The sequence below is a fragment of the Vulcanisaeta sp. EB80 genome, assembly GCF_002078205.2.
In genome coordinates this window covers 1-16,209 of the sequence record NZ_LCWN02000049.1, presented here as the reverse complement: position 1 = coordinate 16,209, position 16,209 = coordinate 1, and the positions used below count along the sequence as shown (strand labels likewise).

At 46.2% G+C, this 16,209-nt stretch carries 15 protein-coding genes, 1 tRNA gene and 1 pseudogene; 7 read left to right on the top strand and 10 right to left on the bottom strand.

The features are described from left to right. Positions 1 to 347, bottom strand: a pseudogene (locus B7L70_RS08730) (glycoside hydrolase); the annotation flags it as partial. 90 nt (positions 348 to 437) lie between these two features. Between B7L70_RS08730 and B7L70_RS08725 the strand changes: the two are divergent. Beyond that, positions 438 to 1,898 carry a zinc ribbon domain-containing protein gene (locus B7L70_RS08725; protein WP_081227468.1) on the top strand — a complete coding sequence of 487 codons (1,461 nt, stop codon included), beginning with the start codon at positions 438 to 440 and terminating at the stop codon, positions 1,896 to 1,898. Positions 1,899 to 1,923: 25 nt separating this feature from the next. On the opposite strand, the gene B7L70_RS08720 is transcribed toward B7L70_RS08725, so the two are convergent. From B7L70_RS08720 to B7L70_RS08710, 3 genes are all read right to left on the bottom strand, one after another. Beyond that, positions 1,924 to 2,499, bottom strand: coding sequence for a DUF120 domain-containing protein (locus tag B7L70_RS08720; protein WP_369907343.1), 576 nt, complete (start codon positions 2,497 to 2,499; stop codon positions 1,924 to 1,926). A 392-nt stretch (positions 2,500 to 2,891) separates the two neighbouring features. Next, positions 2,892 to 3,188, bottom strand: a complete 297-nt coding sequence (locus tag B7L70_RS08715; protein ID WP_081227466.1) for a winged helix-turn-helix transcriptional regulator — start codon at positions 3,186 to 3,188, stop codon at positions 2,892 to 2,894. Positions 3,189 to 3,242: 54 nt separating this feature from the next. Continuing rightward, positions 3,243 to 4,292: a hydroxymethylglutaryl-CoA synthase gene (locus tag B7L70_RS08710; protein WP_081227465.1), complete on the bottom strand. Its 1,050-nt coding sequence runs from the start codon at positions 4,290 to 4,292 to the stop codon at positions 3,243 to 3,245. A 295-nt stretch (positions 4,293 to 4,587) separates the two neighbouring features. Here B7L70_RS08710 and B7L70_RS08700 point away from each other — a divergent pair, with 295 nt between their 5' ends. Next, positions 4,588 to 6,834 carry a CDC48 family AAA ATPase gene (locus tag B7L70_RS08700; protein ID WP_081227463.1) on the top strand — a complete coding sequence of 749 codons (2,247 nt, stop codon included), beginning with the start codon at positions 4,588 to 4,590 and terminating at the stop codon, positions 6,832 to 6,834. Here the strand turns inward: B7L70_RS08700 and B7L70_RS08695 are convergent. Next, positions 6,820 to 7,527, bottom strand: coding sequence for a DapH/DapD/GlmU-related protein (locus B7L70_RS08695; RefSeq protein ID WP_081227462.1), 708 nt, complete (start codon positions 7,525 to 7,527; stop codon positions 6,820 to 6,822). The two genes, B7L70_RS08700 and B7L70_RS08695, sit on opposite strands and share 15 nt — an antisense overlap. A gap of 53 nt (positions 7,528 to 7,580) precedes the next feature. Between B7L70_RS08695 and B7L70_RS08690 the strand changes: the two genes are divergently transcribed. Further along, on the top strand, positions 7,581 to 8,162 hold the full coding sequence (locus B7L70_RS08690) for a hypothetical protein (RefSeq protein ID WP_081227469.1): 582 nt from the start codon (positions 7,581 to 7,583) through the stop codon (positions 8,160 to 8,162). Positions 8,163 to 8,245: 83 nt separating this feature from the next. Continuing rightward, on the top strand, positions 8,246 to 9,703 hold the full coding sequence (locus tag B7L70_RS08685) for a chromosome partitioning protein ParA (RefSeq protein WP_081227461.1): 1,458 nt from the start codon (positions 8,246 to 8,248) through the stop codon (positions 9,701 to 9,703). A gap of 2 nt (positions 9,704 to 9,705) precedes the next feature. On the opposite strand, the gene B7L70_RS08680 is transcribed toward B7L70_RS08685, so the two are convergent. After that, positions 9,706 to 10,023, bottom strand: a complete 318-nt coding sequence (locus tag B7L70_RS08680) for a C4-dicarboxylate ABC transporter permease (RefSeq protein WP_081227460.1) — start codon at positions 10,021 to 10,023, stop codon at positions 9,706 to 9,708. Positions 10,024 to 10,028: 5 nt separating this feature from the next. Continuing rightward, positions 10,029 to 11,681 (bottom strand): lysine--tRNA ligase, encoded by a 1,653-nt coding sequence (gene lysS, locus B7L70_RS08675; protein WP_081227459.1) that lies wholly within the window; start codon positions 11,679 to 11,681, stop codon positions 10,029 to 10,031. A gap of 198 nt (positions 11,682 to 11,879) precedes the next feature. Here lysS and B7L70_RS08670 point away from each other — a divergent pair, with 198 nt between their 5' ends. Beyond that, the gene (locus tag B7L70_RS08670) at positions 11,880 to 12,389 is read left to right on the top strand and encodes a PaREP1 family protein (RefSeq protein WP_081227458.1); all 510 of its coding nucleotides are present in this window, start codon (positions 11,880 to 11,882) and stop codon (positions 12,387 to 12,389) included. Positions 12,390 to 12,497: 108 nt separating this feature from the next. On the opposite strand, the gene B7L70_RS08665 is transcribed toward B7L70_RS08670, so the two are convergent. Both B7L70_RS08665 and B7L70_RS08660 read right to left on the bottom strand, forming a co-directional pair. Further along, a complete protein-coding gene (locus B7L70_RS08665; protein WP_081227457.1) occupies positions 12,498 to 12,782 on the bottom strand; it encodes a ubiquitin-like small modifier protein 1 in 285 nt (94 codons plus the stop codon). A gap of 46 nt (positions 12,783 to 12,828) precedes the next feature. Further along, complete coding sequence (locus tag B7L70_RS08660; protein ID WP_162009146.1) at positions 12,829 to 13,083, bottom strand: DUF1641 domain-containing protein; 255 nt, start codon at positions 13,081 to 13,083, stop codon at positions 12,829 to 12,831. 81 nt (positions 13,084 to 13,164) lie between these two features. On the opposite strand from B7L70_RS08660, the gene B7L70_RS08655 reads away from it, so the two are divergent. Further along, positions 13,165 to 14,658 carry a transposase gene (locus tag B7L70_RS08655; protein ID WP_238376178.1) on the top strand — a complete coding sequence of 498 codons (1,494 nt, stop codon included), beginning with the start codon at positions 13,165 to 13,167 and terminating at the stop codon, positions 14,656 to 14,658. A 166-nt stretch (positions 14,659 to 14,824) separates the two neighbouring features. Here B7L70_RS08655 and B7L70_RS08650 read toward each other — a convergent pair. Beyond that, positions 14,825 to 14,902, bottom strand: a tRNA-Glu gene (locus tag B7L70_RS08650). A gap of 197 nt (positions 14,903 to 15,099) precedes the next feature. Here B7L70_RS08650 and B7L70_RS08645 point away from each other — a divergent pair. Next, the coding region (locus B7L70_RS08645) for an alpha-amylase family glycosyl hydrolase (RefSeq protein ID WP_081227455.1) at positions 15,100 to 16,209 on the top strand (1,110 nt) is incomplete at its 3' end.

The window sequence follows — 16,209 nt, the reverse complement described above, 5'->3', positions numbered from 1 at the left end:
GGCAGGTTTGTAACTACGGCAACGGGTTTGTGGGTCTCAATGGCCTCGCTCGCGGTCTGTGTTATGAACCAGGTACCCTGGTACTCAGAGAGCACCTGGTATATTGCCTGTAGGTCGGCAGGCCCTGTTGTTGGGTTGAAGATAAGTGGGTTTTCGCCGTCTAACGCGACAACTACCACGGCGCCTGGGTGGTTCATGTATATCCTGGCCAGGTAATGAAGCAACTCCCTAGCGGTCACCTGCGGTGCCTGGCTGAAGTAGGAGAAGGAGAATGCGTTGGAGAGATCCGTGTCTCTGAACAGGACTATTAATTGCTCGCCAGTCGAGTCCTCCACAATTATTGGGCCGTACGGCGTTGGCGTGCCATAAACCACGGGCAAGCCTCGCCCTTCTTGTCGTGGGTGGTTTTTATTTTTGGTTGCTACTTTTTCTTGCGAATGTTGTGTAGGTCTGTGGCTGTTGAGTTGGAGGTCGCTAAGGAGCTCAATAAGCTACTCTACTCCGTTGAGTCTGCGTATCTCAACATCGTTCGTGAGGTTGTTGAATACGCCGTTACGAACAATGTTACGAGTGCGACACAGCTCCAGGGGTTGTTCTACAGCAGGTATAGGCTGGAGTATCCGGGCTTGCATTCCCACCTAATCATCCAGGCGATTAGGCAGGCGGTGCAAATCGCGAAGTCCTTCATGGAGAGGAAAAAGAGGGGCTTGGCGAGCAAGCCCTACCCTGAGGTTAAGGCTGTGTCCATTAGGTTTGACGAAACGGCTTGGAATTATAAAGAGTTCGCTAAGTCAGTAGCCCCGGTTAGGCTCAGCCTACCACTGCTCGGCGAGAGGAGGGAGGTTTGGTTGAGGTTGCACAAGCGCTTCTGGCAATACTGGTGGAGGGTATTAAACGGAGAGGCTAGATTGGCTAGCACATTAATCATTAAGAGGAGGATGAATAAGTGGTACGCCATATTCATCTTCAAGCTGAAGCCTAGGGAGGAAGAACCAAAATCAGTCATCGCCTTTGATATCAATGAGAACACCGTTGCGGTGGGCAGGATCGACATCGAAACCACCGTGGGCAAGGTGGTTGGTTGGAATAGGCGGTACGCAACGCCGCAATTGTATGAAATAAGGACTGATTTTGGTAGGTTGGCTAGGAGATACGAAAAGATTAGGAATGCGATTATTGAGAGGCTAAAACCACACTTCGCATTACCGAGCGGTAATTACGTGAATGTGACAAACACCAGGGAATACAGGAAGCGCGTGAGGATGTTGAGGGAGGGGAGGAGGAAGGATGGGAGGATAAAGCACGTTGCTAATGAACTAACAAAAACACCGGCAATCATAGTCACCGAGGATCTTGGCGAGAAACCACAGGAGTCGATGATTGATGGAATTGAGAAAAACGAGTTGAGGCACTGCATAAAGCAGACACCATTCAAGGCGTTGGTGAGGGCTGTTGAGGATAAGGCTTTGGAGCGTGGATCTAAACTATTCCACGTATCGGCATACAGGAACAGTAGGATTTGCCCAGTTCACTTTGTTAGGCTTAGGGAGACCAACGACTGGCACATTCTCTACTGCCCACTTGGGCATTACGTGCATAGGGACTACGCATCTGTGATGAATATGGCTTGGAAGCTAACACCAGAGTCCTGGACCAAGTGTGTTTGGTGGGGCTTGAGGAAAAGGATGGACTGGAGAGAGCATGAAGGAAAATCAAACACGACCATACCATACACTATCGTACAGTACCTGCACGCAATGCTAAAGACTTTCACGGCCAGCGAACAATGGCCCGCAATGCTGGCCCGGGCTAAACCCATGAACCACCACCGGATACAAAATGAAGGTGGCGGCGAGGAAACCTCCCACACCCTCTTAAGGCAGGGAGGAGGTCAGTAGGCTCCTCAATAGATAGTTTCCTTGTTCATAGATTAACGAGTATCTCAACCTCATCGCCATCCTTGATATTAAGGGCATCGCGCAACTTATATGGTGATATGACCTCTATCGTGTCAGGTCCGTGGTGTGTTCTCTCGATTATCAATACCGCAGCCGGTAGCCCGTGTACTGAGGCCTTGAAGCATTTAACGCCACCGTAGGTCCTTAACCCATTGCTAAATCCCTCAATGTATATACCAGGTAATGCGTCTAGGTATAGCCTGTATTTAACGTATTCAGGTCTTAACCTAACATTTAGTGTACCTGGGTACGGCTTAAAACCAAGCTTCTCAATGAATTGTTTAGCATAACCCTCAAGGCTCATGTAGAAACCTCCCTCACCAAGCCCTGAGGTTACCGTACCAACAAGCCTAACAACCAACTTCTCATCTAGGTAATACCTTATCGTATCGATAACGAAGCGGAGCGCTTCCGAAGCCTTTGGTGTGAACTTTATCATTAATTGCCCATTCACCGTGCTTTTCTGGATAAACCCATCATCAACCAACCTACCTATTATCTTAAAAACGTTTTGTGGTGTTGTGCCTATGTCATTTGCCATTCGTGTTAGACTTATTGGCGAGAATTCCTTCTCGTTGATTCCATACTTAACAAGGAGTATTAGGTATGGTATCCTCCTAAGCGTCTTATAATCAAGCCCAAGCAATGCCCTACCCTCCATACGCTCACTAGCTTGTCGTTAATAACCCATTTATTAGTGCTTCGTTTGTTGGCAATGGGTTAAGCCCAAGCATTTTATCTTTGTTGAATGAAGTATTGCTGGGTTGGTGAAAGGGGGTCATGGGGTCGTGTATTTAAGTCGTGATTTCAATTCTTATTCAAGATTATGAGCACATCATTCAGTGTGAGACAGTCTCTTCATTTTTAGCGCAGTAGGTCCGTTTCTGCCCGCATCATCATTCATTATAAGTGTGCAGAGCCGATTTTAAAGGCTTAGGCCCCCTCCTCTGTTGTCTCCTCACTGCCCATAACCTCCTCCTTTACCTCCTGTTCGAGGGTCTTTAAGGCCTCCTGTGCATTATCGCTGGCTTTCCAATAAGCCACCTTGCCCCTCTTTATCTCCCTGATCAACCCATCCCTCTGGAGTAGCTTCAATACGTAGAACACCTGGCTATGGCTTAGGTTCGTTTTCTTCACAATCTCATTCGTGGGTAACTCACCCTCCTTAATTAATAATTCTAGGACCTCCTTCTTCCTCTCAACAATCCTAATAGTTTGCTTGCGAGGCATTGCTCTTTTCTTGGCTGTATTATTTTTAAAGATTAAGATGTCGTTGAATTGGTATTATTGAATAATCCTAATTAGGTTCCTAAACCTAAGATAGAGCGCATAGTCAATGTACGACTTATTCTCAAGGTAATAGCTCACCGTCCTAGCCCTCCCAACTCTTTCGGGCAATAAGTCAGTGGTTACCAAACTAAATGCATTAGAGCCTGCACCACTGCCGAAGGAGACCATTAGTATCCTGGAACCAGGCTTCGCATTCTCAAGTATGTTGGCGAGACCTATGAGCACAGCACCATTGTATGTATTACCAATCCTATCAACCACAATACCCAACTTAACCTTCTCAAGTGGTATACCAAGCATTTGGGCAGCCCTTATTGGGAACCTAGCATTTGGTTGGTGAAAGACCACGTAATCAAAATCACTCGGCTTAAGCCCTGTGGCCTCCATAAGGGTCTTAGCGGCATTGATTATATGCCTGAAATACGCAGGTTCGCCTGTGAAGGACTCACCATGCACTGCATACGGCATACCATCCCTACGCCAGAAGTCTGGTGTATCGGAGTTATAGGCATAGATATGCTCTATCTCAGCAACAACATTATCAGAGCCAATTATGTATGCGGCAGCACCACCCGACACTGTGTAGTCAAGGTGCTCACCAGGCTCTCCATGACTGTGGTCGACACCGACGGCTAACCCGTACTTAATCAACCCGCTCTTGACAAGCCCCGTGGCATTAACTATGGCGTCTGAACCAGCCTTACATGCAAACTCCATATCCACCGCAAAGGATTGCTTCTTCATGCCTAACGCATCAATTAGTATTGACGCAATTGGTTTCACGGCGTAGGGTTTCGACTCAGTGCCCACAAATACGGACCCCAACTCCCTAGCATCAATGCCAGCCCTCCTTAATGCATTCCTAGATGCCTCGACAGCCATGGTTACGGCATCCTCATCAGGTCCACCAACACTCCTCTCCTCAACCCAATAGAGGTCCTTTATCCTGAGCGGGTCATCACCCCATACACGGGCTATCTCCTTGGTGCTTATCCTAAACCTAGGTATGTACACACCCCACCCAACAATACCAACTTTAGGCACAACCCACCCAATTCTATGCCCTATTTAACTTTTAACGTTATGTTATTCGGCAACAAACGCATGTTATATCGTAATTCATCATTATCATTTACCGAGGACCTAGGTTACGCATTATTCACATTCGCCATATTTAATTACTCATGGCTTATGAATAATGTTGGGGCGTTTATGTTTTCCATAAAGATGGTCATGAGTATTGGCTATAACGCATTAATGCAATCCCTACCCATCCCACTTAAATTATTGGATGAAGATAATTATATAAGCTGTTATTAGGGCTTGCTTCTGAGGGTTTATGGCATCTGGCGGTGAAGTTAGTCTTAGGGTTGCCGAGGCTAGGACAAGGGATGTCGGTAGATTGATCGTTAGGATCCCCCAGCGCTACATGAGGGTTTTGGGTATAGAGCCTGGTGAGTATGTTGAGGTTGTTGGTAATAGGCGTAGTGCCTATGCCCAGGTTTGGCCGGCGTACACCGATGACGAGGATAAGGATTACATAAGGATGGATGGTGTTTTGAGGCAAAACGCTGGTGTTAGCATTGGCGATGTTGTTAAGGTTAGGAGGGCAAACCTAAGGTCTGCCCAGAGGGTCACCATAGCACCCATTGGTGAGTACATCAGGGTTGACCCAGACTATCTGAAGAGGGCCTATTTGCTTGGTAAGCCCGTGTGGAAGGGCTCAATAATAGAGATACCGTACTACACGGGCTCTATTCGTTTCATGGTAACCAGTGTGACACCGGGACCTGCTGCGTACGTTGGTATAGATACCGAAGTCCAGGTTAGGGAGGAACCGGTTAGGGAGACTGAGTTGGCAATGCCCAGGGTCACGTGGGAGGATATTGGTGACCTGGAGGAGGCTAAGAGGAAGATTAGGGAACTGATAGAACTACCGCTCAGACACCCTGAAATATTCAAGCACCTTGGTATTGAGCCTCCCAAGGGTGTTTTGTTGATTGGACCGCCGGGCACCGGCAAGACATTGCTCGCTAAGGCTGTCGCCTCAGAGGCCAATGCGTACTTCGTGTCAATTAACGGACCCGAGATCATGAGTAAGTATTATGGTGAGTCTGAGGCTAAGTTGAGGGAGATTTTTGAGGAGGCTAAGAAGAATGCGCCGGCGATAATATTCATCGACGAGATAGACGCAATAGCACCGAAGAGGGAGGAGGTAACCGGCGAGGTAGAGAAGCGTGTCGTTGCCCAACTACTAACCCTCATGGACGGACTCCAAGAGAGGGGGCAGGTCATAATAATAGGAGCCACGAATAGGCCAGAGGCTGTGGATCCGGCATTAAGGAGACCAGGCAGATTCGACAGGGAGATCTACATAGGGATGCCCGATAAGAATGCCAGAAAGGAGATTCTTCAGGTGCACACGAGAAGTGTGCCCCTATGTACTGAGGAGGATGTTAAGGAGAGGATTTGTGACCCAAATGATATTGTTAATATAGATGATATTGCCGAGATGACCCATGGGTATACGGGTGCTGACATAGCGGCGCTCGTTAAGGAGGCTGCCATGATAAGGCTTAGGGAGGCCATTGAGGTTAAGAAGGAGATAGACCTGGACCAACCACAAATACCGCCTGAGCAGTTGGCCAGGATTAGGATTAGGATGAGGGACTTCCTAGAGGCTATGAAGTATATACAACCGACAGTGCTTAGGGAGGTTATTGTGGAGGTTCCAGAGGTTCACTGGGACGATATTGGTGGTTATGATAATGTTAAGCAGGAGCTTAAGGAGATGGTTGAATGGCCCCTCAAGTACCCGAGGTACTTCGAGGAGCTCGGTATTGAGCCTCCTAAGGGTATTTTGTTGTTTGGTCCTCCTGGTACGGGTAAGACGCTTCTGGCTAAGGCTGTTGCTACTGAGTCTAATGCGAATTTTATTGCTGTTCGTGGTCCAGAGATACTGAGCAAGTGGTTTGGAGAGAGCGAGAGGGCAATAAGGGAGATATTCAAGAAAGCCAGAATGGCAGCACCATGCGTAATATTCTTCGACGAAATAGACGCAATAGCACCAGCAAGGGGTCTCAGGGTTGATAGTGGCGCGACTGACAGGATAGTCAACCAATTACTAGCCGAGATGGATGGTATAGCCCCACTAAAGAATGTCGTAGTGATTGCAGCAACAAATAGGCCGGACATAATGGATCCGGCATTGCTAAGGCCGGGTAGGTTCGATAGGATTGTGTATGTACCACCTCCTGATGAGGATGCCAGGTTCGAGATACTCAAGGTCCACATTAGAGGCTTAAGGCTCTCTGATGATGTTAAGAACGGCGATTACAAGTACCTAAGGGACCTTGCCAGAAGGACTGAGGGTTATACTGGCGCTGATCTTGCCGCCTTGGTCAGGGAAGCAGCAATGCTTGCGCTCAGGGAAACAATCAGGAGTAACTCGAACCAGGTCAAGCCCGTGGGCATTGAGCACTTCGAGGAAGCCCTAAAGGTAGTACCACCATCCCTATCCAAACAAGACATCGTTAGGTTCGAGGAAATGGCTAGGAACCTAAGGAGGGCCTTAAGGGGTTTGTGACTCGTACTCAACCCTCTTCCTCATAAAGACCTCCACATCATAAATCGGCTTAGCTGGCACCCCCGCAACCACCTTACCTGGTGGTACATCCTTTGTCACCACAGATCCTGCAGCGACGACGGAGTTTTCGCCGATCTCAATCCCCGCGATTAGTGTTGCGTTTGCGCCAATTACGGCACCCCTCCTTATTTTAACGCCATCAAGCCTCTTACTTGGTGGATACTTATCATTTGTTATTACCACATTGGGCCCTAGAAATACATTATCCTCAATTACCGTGCCCCTGGGTATATAAACCATGCTTTGTATGCTGACATTATTGCCGATAACTACGTCGCCATCGATTATGACACCGGAGCCAACCCTGGTACCACTACCTATTCTAGTATTCTCCCTAATTAGTACATTGTGCCCTGTCTCAACATCATCACCCAGCTCGACTTTCTCGTAGATCGTGACATGGCTCCTAATAATGCAGTTACTGCCTATCACCGCACCATCGCTCACGCTATCAATCAATTCATCAATGCTCGGTTTATTTCTAATCCCAATTAACTTGGACCTAATTGGGTGACCTATGACTACGAATGGTTCCACCACAGTTCCCTCACCAATAACTGTCAATCCCCAAATCGTAACATTATTGCTGATGCTCTTGCTCATTATCCTAGCCCTTGGGGATATATACCCCATTGTGGGATTATCGCAAGATAAGTATTTAAACAATATCTATGGAAATAATAATAATGGGTTATTACCCAACACCTCCACCGCCACCACGTGAAGACCCAATACTAAGGATACTTAGGGAGTTGGTCAGTCTGAACAACAAGTTTGATCAATTATCCAAGGATTTGGCAAACATAAACACCAGAGTTGAGGGCCTCGAGTCAAGGGTTAATGAGATTGAGAAAACATTATCGAGCCTGGTTAAGGCACAGGAACTTATTGCTGGGGTAACGCCACAGAACATAACGGAGTTGGCTGGCTTATTATCAAATACGTTGAGGGAGCTCACGAGAATCGAGGCCTCACTCATAGCGTATAGGGACTCCATATCCTCCATACAGAACAAACTTGAGAACGCCATGGATTTGCTTGCGAAGGTTTCTACGGATTTGAGGGAGTATAGGGCGCTTGATGTTAACCAAGTGGTTGAGATTAGTAATCAATTGGCGAGCGTTAATACTAGACTTAATGAGCTGCAGAAGTTGCTTGAGGAGCAGGGTATTAGGTTGGTTGCTGAGTATAGAAAAAGTTCTGAGATTATTGAGGGGCTTAAATCAGTTATTTTGGATCTCCTAGGTAAGGTATCAGGCAAGACCTAAATTATCGTTTTTTGCTTTTCAATCAATTCTGCTTAGAATAATAAAAGCAAAGTATATTAATTTCCTTGTTTAAAATACGTAACGTGTTCAGTAGGGGTAGGGAGCAGGAGCTTTATCAGAGGATTAATGACATAGCCAATCTGATCCAAACCCTCCACCAGAACATCCAGGCATTAATGAATAATGCTAACCAAATACAAAAGAGCCTCCAAGCCGTATCCTCAAGCCTTGATAGGAATGATAAGACGCTTCAGGACGCCATCAAGGTCATAAACTCATCAACGGCAGACATAACAAACAGAGTTGCCCAGATGAGCTCTATCGTTAATCAATTTGACGATACAAGTAGGAAACTCATGGACTCATTACTCAGTGCCCTCAATAAAATAAATGAGATCCTTGACAGGCTCCAGGGTTTGTCAGGGAACATGCAGCAAAGTTTAACCAGTGCTGTGACGACGCTTGAGACAATAAATAATAATGTTAAGGACTTGAATACAAAAATAGAGAGTGGTGTTGATAAGGCGTCATCATTGGTCTCAGAGGTATCGAAACTGAGCAACCTGTTAGGTGAGTTGAATAGGGTGTATAATGAGGTCTTGAGTAGGGAGAAGGACCTGGAGAATAAGCTTCTTGATTTAAGTAGGAGGGAGAGTGATGTAACGGTTAGGGAGAAGGGTCTCGAGGAACTTAGGCAGAGGTTGGAGAACGATAGGAAGGCCATTGAGGAGGAGAGGGCAAAGTTGGCTGAGATGTCGAGTGTCATGGCGACGCTTACGGCATTGGCTAACCAATTAACATCAAGACTCAGCGAGCTTGATAATAAGGAAAAAGCATTGGCTGAGAGGGAGAGGGCAATTAATGAGAGGGAGGCTAAGCTTAGGGATTGGGAGATTGAGTTGAAGTCACGTGAACAGAGACTTGAGATGGAGGCTGTCAGGATTGATGCGGAGAACGCGAGACTTAGGGAGTTGGAGAAGAGGGAGGAGGAGGTTAAGGAGAAGCTTAATCAATTAGCCCAGAGGGAGGCTGAGCTTAAGGAGTTCGAGAAGAAACTGAATGAGAGACAGGAGGCACTTAATAAGTTAGAGGCTGAGCTTAAGGATAAGGAGAGTAGGTTAAGCACGCTCGAGAACTTACTTAAGGATAGGGAGAATGAGTTGAGGAGAATTGATGAGGAGATCAGTAAGAGGAGGAGGGAGATTATGGAGAAGCTCGAGCCATTGATGACGAAACTACTTGAGGAGGAGAAGAGACTTTCCGATTGGGAGAAGAGGTTGCTCGATAAGGAGAGGGAGTTGATGAATTACCAAAGGGCTCTCATCATTAGGGAGAATACGTTGGTAGAGCTTAGGGAGAAGTTGGATAGGGAGAGGGAAGAGTTGGATAGTAAGATGAGGGAGGTGAGTAGAATTGAGAGTGAGTGCCAGGATATACGTAAGAAGTATGAACAATTGCTCAAGGAGAGGGAGGAGTTGATGAAGATAATCGAGAGTAAGGATAAGGAGTTGAACCAACTGAGGGCATTAATTAAAAAATAATTTTAAATCGCAACAATGAGTATGTATGCAAAAACGAGGATAATATTGACTATATTCAACCCAAGGGCGAAGAAAGCTAAAATCCTCTCTAACCTACCAATGATCAACTCCCTATCAGTATACGCCGTACTAACATCGTACCAGGTCTGCTTTATTGCGAGGAAGGATGTGAAGAAGCTAACCACGGCAAGGGATAGCATAAACACATCAAGTGATAAACTACCCTTGCTGGGTAGGTAGGTGCCCGCGAGTGAGGATAGGAGTACTGTGTATGTTACCACCGCAAGGATTATCGCCAAAATTAATAACTTAGATAACATCTACATCACCCCAATGCGCTCTCCAACCTTCTTAATACAAAATCCTTGCCCAACATTGCCAAGTAAGGCGCAATCCTTGGACCACTTGGTTTACCAAAGAATACTAGGTATACAGCTTCGAAGAATGACCTCTCCACATCCTTACTCTCCCTGGGGACTTTCTTCATTGCCTCCTTAATATTATCCTCACTCCAAACATCCAACTTATTAAGTTCTTGCAATAGGATGCGTAGTTTAGATCTTTGGACATCACTTAATGATGTTTTAATCGAATCAGGCAACTCCTCAATAATCCTGATCCTATATGTATCTGGTGCATACTTATTGACCCAATTACGGGCCCTAAGTAGCCTGGACTTAATCCTATCACGTGATAGGTCATCCAAGTCCTTATTTAGTATCTTCGTTTCTTTCAATCTCTTAATAACCCTCTCCATAAGCTCATCATCACTTAATGACTGCGGTAGCGTCTGTATTAAAGCAACCGCATGTAGGTAAGGCAGTTGGAACGGCATCTCCCTAGGCAACGGCTTTAGCTGGGCGTACTCAAAGGACCTTATTATCAAGTCTAGGTAATCCTTCTCCTTGGGGCTTGGCTTATCAACACCGTAGTAGAGGCGTTCGGCTCTATCGTAAATATCCACGTACTGGTAAATGGAGTCTAGACTGAACGTCAATCTCTTTGTTGGTTCATGGAATATGTATATGTACCTAAGCACTTCAGGCTCTGCAACCTCAACCCAATCCTTTGGTGTGAAGCCTATGAAATCACTACTACCCATATCACCCACATCCTTACCATTGACCACGTAACCAACCCACTCATACCATGTACCCAGTGGTGGGTTAATTCCGTAAACGCTCTTGGCAACATCGATTGCGGAATCCCTAGAACCACCTGGCATTGCGTGATCCTTACCGTAGGGTTCGAAGTCCACATTCAATGTGTACCAAACACCAACCCACTCAACCCTCCAGGGTAATTTACCATCAGTCAGCCTTGCCCTACCAACATGGCCGCAGTATGTGCATTTGTACTCAACCTCGTACTTCTCAAGATCTAATTTAGTGACCTCTGCAGTACCAATCCTACCACAATTCTCGCATATCGGTTCAAAGGGTATCCAATCCCTTGGGTACGGGTTCCTACCCCTATACTTATTGATAACCTCGATCAGCTTATCCCTATTCTTCATTGTCATCACTATGAACTCCCTCATCCTCGAATGCTCCCTATACATCTCACCCGTGGTTATTACCTCTACGTTCTTCGCGAAATAATCAAGGTAATCACCGAAATCCCTCCAGTAATGCTCAACCCAGGACCTATGGCAACCCTTTGGGTCCGGGACACGCTCGAGGGGCCACTCAATGTATTTCCTACCGACGTCCGGATTTATGAATTGCTCAAGCTGCTTATCCTTACCCTTCCAGGGATCGACAGTGTACAGCGTCAATACCTGCCTAACCCTAAGTCCAGCATCCCTGAGCTTCTCGGCAATGACACTATTTAGAATTATCTCACCCCTAAGCCTACCGATGTGCTGAAGCCCAGAAACACTTAAGCCACCGTTAAGTACGCACACGTCCTTACCCTCACTACGGCACCTCTCGAGAACCTGGCCAGCTATCCTATCAATCCAATGGGTATAACTCATTACCCAATGGATCAGTGAAAACAAATTTATAAGTTATGACCCCTTCCCCGCCTTTGGGCACTTTGTTTGAGGCCTTGAGTGCTACTCACCTTCTCAGTTTTACCCAAACTGGCTTTTCGTAATTCTCCTGAATAGGAGCTTTATTCAACGACCTTAACTTTATAAAAGCAGGACCGAAATAGTGATTGGTGTAACACCTTGAGCGTAACCATATCAGTGCCCCGAAGACTCATTGACGCGTTGGAGGAAAATGGTCTAAGCATAGTAGACGCAATCACGATAGTCCTTGGTAATAGACTCGATCCCTACGAGATAGCCAGGGCTAGGATTGAGCTTGCTGAGAAATACCTTGAGGAGGCTAAGGATTACATCAATAAGAAGGATGCCGTCCAAGCATCAGAGAAGATGTACAAGGTTGTTGAGGAGTGCATAAAGGCGCTCGCAGAAACCCTAAACACACCCGAAACCCAGGAGGCAAGGAAAAACGGTAGGTGGTTCACGTGGCTTCTGGGAAGCGCTGCCAGGAGTGTTGCCAATAGGCTGGGCAGGCCTGAGATTGTCGAGACCTGGGCATTGGCTTACGATGTACACGTGTGGGGTTTCCATGAGGCTAAGTATAATGTGGATAATGTTGCGTGGGGGTTGGCGTACATCGAGAGGCTACTTAAAATCACGAAAGACGTTGTTGAGACTTCATCGAAGAAGTAATTGCTTAACACGTAAGCTGGTGACGAGCTGGCGAATTCTAAAAGTATTTCCTTCTTTCCTTCTACTTAGTATCACTGAATGGCTGAACTAATTACTAATTTATTTAATTTAGCCACCTTCGGCTGGTGGTAGGAACACCACTTCATCATTATCATTGAGTTTTGTGAATAAGCCATCGAGCCACTCAATGGCCTTGCCATTGATAAGAACCACGTACTCACCTCTCAACTTACCATCATTATCGAGAACGGCTTCCGCAAACTTAGGATTAAACGTGCGGGATATCAAATCAACCAACTCACGCACCGTAAGACCAGTCGGTGTCTCTAACTCGACACGAAACGTACCAACTATTTCGTAGAGATCACCGAAAAATTTAACCCTAATCCTCACAACCCACAAAGCCAGGGCTGCAAATATAAAAGCCTAACCCAGAGGTCTAGGCATTATTATCACTGCCAACACCATACGCAATCAAATAACATGGTAACTCCAAAGAACACACTGGGCCGGACCCAGCCTTTACCTTCTCTGCCATTTCCGCAGCCTCTAAGCACCTACCCAAACTCCTTAGAATCTCAATAATAAGACCCAAGCCCTTCCTAACATGCGGATCACCCAAAGCCCTAATTAGGTCAGGAAAACCATCGATAGGCCTAACCTCATGCTTAACCTTCGACGTGATAAAGGACAAGTCTCGCCATTCATGGCGGGGTTGCCCTGCTACGTGGGGCTCGGTATCAGGTTTATAAAACCCTGCTTTGCTGGTTGGCTGGTGCCTGGGTTGGTGCCTCCGAGAGGGGGTTTGGTTTCTTTGGATGAGTTGGTGGGTCGATTACCCACTGTTTTCGCCAACCCAGGCACTCCTTCTTCTTCCAAGCGGAGTAATGTGCGTACTGTTAGGCTGAGGCTTCTACCTAGTGGTTCTCAAGAACGCAAGTTACGTAGAATTGCCGATGCCACAGCTAGGCTTTGGAATGAATTGAACTACGCCAGGCTTGTTCAGTATAGGGAAACGGGTAGGGTTGATTTCGAAGACACAGAGCACGAGTTTTACTATAAATACAATAGCGTGTTGGGTGTGAATGCTGGTCAGGTGATTAACCTAAACAACAATGCTTGGAAATCATACTTCGAGTTGCTTAAGTTATATAGGCAGGGCAGACTACCGAAGTTTTACAGAAAGCCATCGCCGCCTGGCTTCTGGAAGGATAAGGTGCTTGGGAAGAGGACTTTGAGGATTTTGGTGAGGAACGATAGGTACTACATCGAACCAATCAACAATGGCGAGGGCTATTTGGTGCTTAAGGATTGGGGTTTGAAAATAAAGTACGCTGGGAGGATTAAGTGGTCTGGTAAACAAGGCATGCTCGTAATCAAGCTTGAGGATAACAGATGGTTCGCCTATGTGCCAATCACCGTCGGTGAGAAACCAGCGAAGAGTAACCCAAAGGGCTACGTGAGAGGTATCTATGAGAAGATTCAGATCGAGAAGCCAAGGGGCAACAACAAGGCTTTCATAGACATTGGCTTGAACAATTTATTCGCGGTGGTGTTTAATCACACTGACGTTGCAATTCTAATCAAGGGTTCGACGATTAAGTCCGAGTATTATTGGTGGAAGCGCGAAATCAAGACGTATCAGGCGATTAGGGATTGGTTGAGGAATCACGGATTCGAGTCGTGGAAAAAGTACCACACTTATTACTTACACGCGGTTTATAAGCAACACGAGAGACTAAGACACTATTACCGCACAGCAATCAGATTCCTAGCTAAGGAAGTGCATAAAATGGGCGTTGATGAGGTGTTCATCGGATACCCATACATGGTGAGCCAAGACAATGGTAACGAATACAACACAAACATTTGGTGGTTTAATAAAATCATTAATTGGCTTAAGGACGTACTTGAGGAGTACGGAATCAAAATCAACGTTGTTAATGAGTATGGGACGAGCAAGCAATGTTCTATCTGTAACATGGAGCACGAGAAAGGTAGGGTTAAGCGTGGGTTGTACGTGTGCGAATTAACTGGAATAAAGATTAACGCCGATCTGAACGCAGCAAGAAACATAGCAAAGAAGGTAGGCTACGAAGCACCAATACCAAAGAAAATACTGAGTTATATAGTAACAACCAACGGCGTAAAACCAATAACCCCAAAGAAGGGGCAACAATCGAGACCCCCAAAAAATGAAACCCGCCCAAAAAGGGCAGGGAAGGGGGTCATCCATAAAAATCGGTGCACCATAACAACTTTGTATTAATAAATTTAAAAGTATGGAAATGTATTCAAATAAATAAATATGTAATAATACGTTACAATCGCAATTATTAATCGCGAATCGTAGCAGTACCTAATAATCATTGACATCATTGTTATTTTATTTTAATTAAATTTAATAATATAGCCTAATTAATTCAAAATATTCATGGTGCCCCGGCCGGGATTTGAACCCGGGTCATGGGCTCGAAAGGCCCACATACTTGACCGGGCTATACTACCGGGGCATGGTTTTTATGACATTGAGTATTTTTAGGTTTTCTGTTCATGGATGCGAGCTTGTGGGGTTATTTAAATGGATATCCTATCACGATCTCTCACGCATCTCATCATGTAAGGGTGGTAGGAATCCTGCGCATGGCTTGTACCGCACCGTGTTCATGACATAGTTAATTATTAAAGTTCATCGTTTTCCCGTTGTTGGATGCCAGTAACAATCTATGGGGGTTATGGTCTTTATTTCGTTAGGTTTTCGTTGCGGGTTAAGCCGCGTAGGGTTGCATTTGTCATTGGCAATTTCACGGCCTTTATGAAGTCAATCGAGCTTGAATTCTGTGGGGATGATTATTGTGCCTACGTTGCGTTGCCTCCGGGTAGGTACCTGTATAGGTACTTGGTTGATGGTGAGGTGGTGCTCGATGATGGGCCTGTCGAGAATGGGTACAATGTATTGCTGCTTAGGGGCTCCCTCAGGAGGGCTAGGTTGGGTATTACGAGGCGTAGGTTGTTTAGGGCTGTCTACGGGATTTTCGTTGATAGGTTTGAGTGCAAAAGGGTTGGTGGGCCTAGGGATAGGCTTGGTGGTGATCTAGAAAGTATTAGGCGTAGGCTTGGTTACATTAGGTCCATGGGCTTTGACGCCATTTACCTAACACCAATATTTAGGGCCATGTCTTACCATAGGTATGACGTGCTTGATTATTTGAGTGTGGACGATGACCTCGGAGGCAACAGGGCGTTTAAGAAGCTAGTTAGGGATGCCCACGCTATTGGGGTCAGGGTTATCCTGGACATGCCGATACACCACACAGGTTCTGAACACCCAGCCTTCAAGAGGGCTCTGGATGGTGACCCAGAGTATTCCCGTTGGTTCTACATCTACGGTGATGATTATGAGAAGTTCATGGATGTAAGAAGAATGCCTAAGCTAAATGTTAAGTTCGCCGGCGAGTGGGTTAAGGGGATTATGCTTCATTGGTCCCTGATGGGCGTTGATGCGTTCAGGATAGATGTCGGTGCTGGCATACCACCATGGTACCTATGGGATGCGAGGCAGTTCGTTAATAAGCCATTGATTGCGGAGGTTTGGGGCGACCCATTTCTGTGGAGGAATGCCGTTGATGGTGTCATGAACTACCAGGTATGGGAGCCATTAATAAAATTCCTCAGTGGTAACCTGAGTGCTGAGGATTTTGCACAGATCCTTAAAAGACAACTGGCCTTATTACCGAGGCCATTCCTACTCAATTCTTGGCTCTTTATAGATACCCATGACACCCCAAGGGCAATAACGGTATTAGGGGATGCGGAGAAG

What these genes read in the sequence shown, in the direction of transcription:
- B7L70_RS08725 (WP_081227468.1), top strand. Translation starts at nt 438, where the DNA reads ATGTTGTGTAGGTCTGTGGCTGTTGAGTTGGAGGTCGCTAAGGAGCTC.
- B7L70_RS08720 (WP_369907343.1), bottom strand. Translation starts at nt 2,499, where the DNA reads ATGGCAAATGACATAGGCACAACACCACAAAACGTTTTTAAGATAATA.
- B7L70_RS08715 (WP_081227466.1), bottom strand. Translation starts at nt 3,188, where the DNA reads ATGCCTCGCAAGCAAACTATTAGGATTGTTGAGAGGAAGAAGGAGGTC.
- B7L70_RS08700 (WP_081227463.1), top strand. Translation starts at nt 4,588, where the DNA reads ATGGCATCTGGCGGTGAAGTTAGTCTTAGGGTTGCCGAGGCTAGGACA.
- B7L70_RS08695 (WP_081227462.1), bottom strand. Translation starts at nt 7,527, where the DNA reads ATGGGGTATATATCCCCAAGGGCTAGGATAATGAGCAAGAGCATCAGC.
- B7L70_RS08690 (WP_081227469.1), top strand. Translation starts at nt 7,581, where the DNA reads ATGGGTTATTACCCAACACCTCCACCGCCACCACGTGAAGACCCAATA.
- B7L70_RS08680 (WP_081227460.1), bottom strand. Translation starts at nt 10,023, where the DNA reads ATGTTATCTAAGTTATTAATTTTGGCGATAATCCTTGCGGTGGTAACA.
- lysS (WP_081227459.1), bottom strand. Translation starts at nt 11,681, where the DNA reads ATGAGTTATACCCATTGGATTGATAGGATAGCTGGCCAGGTTCTCGAG.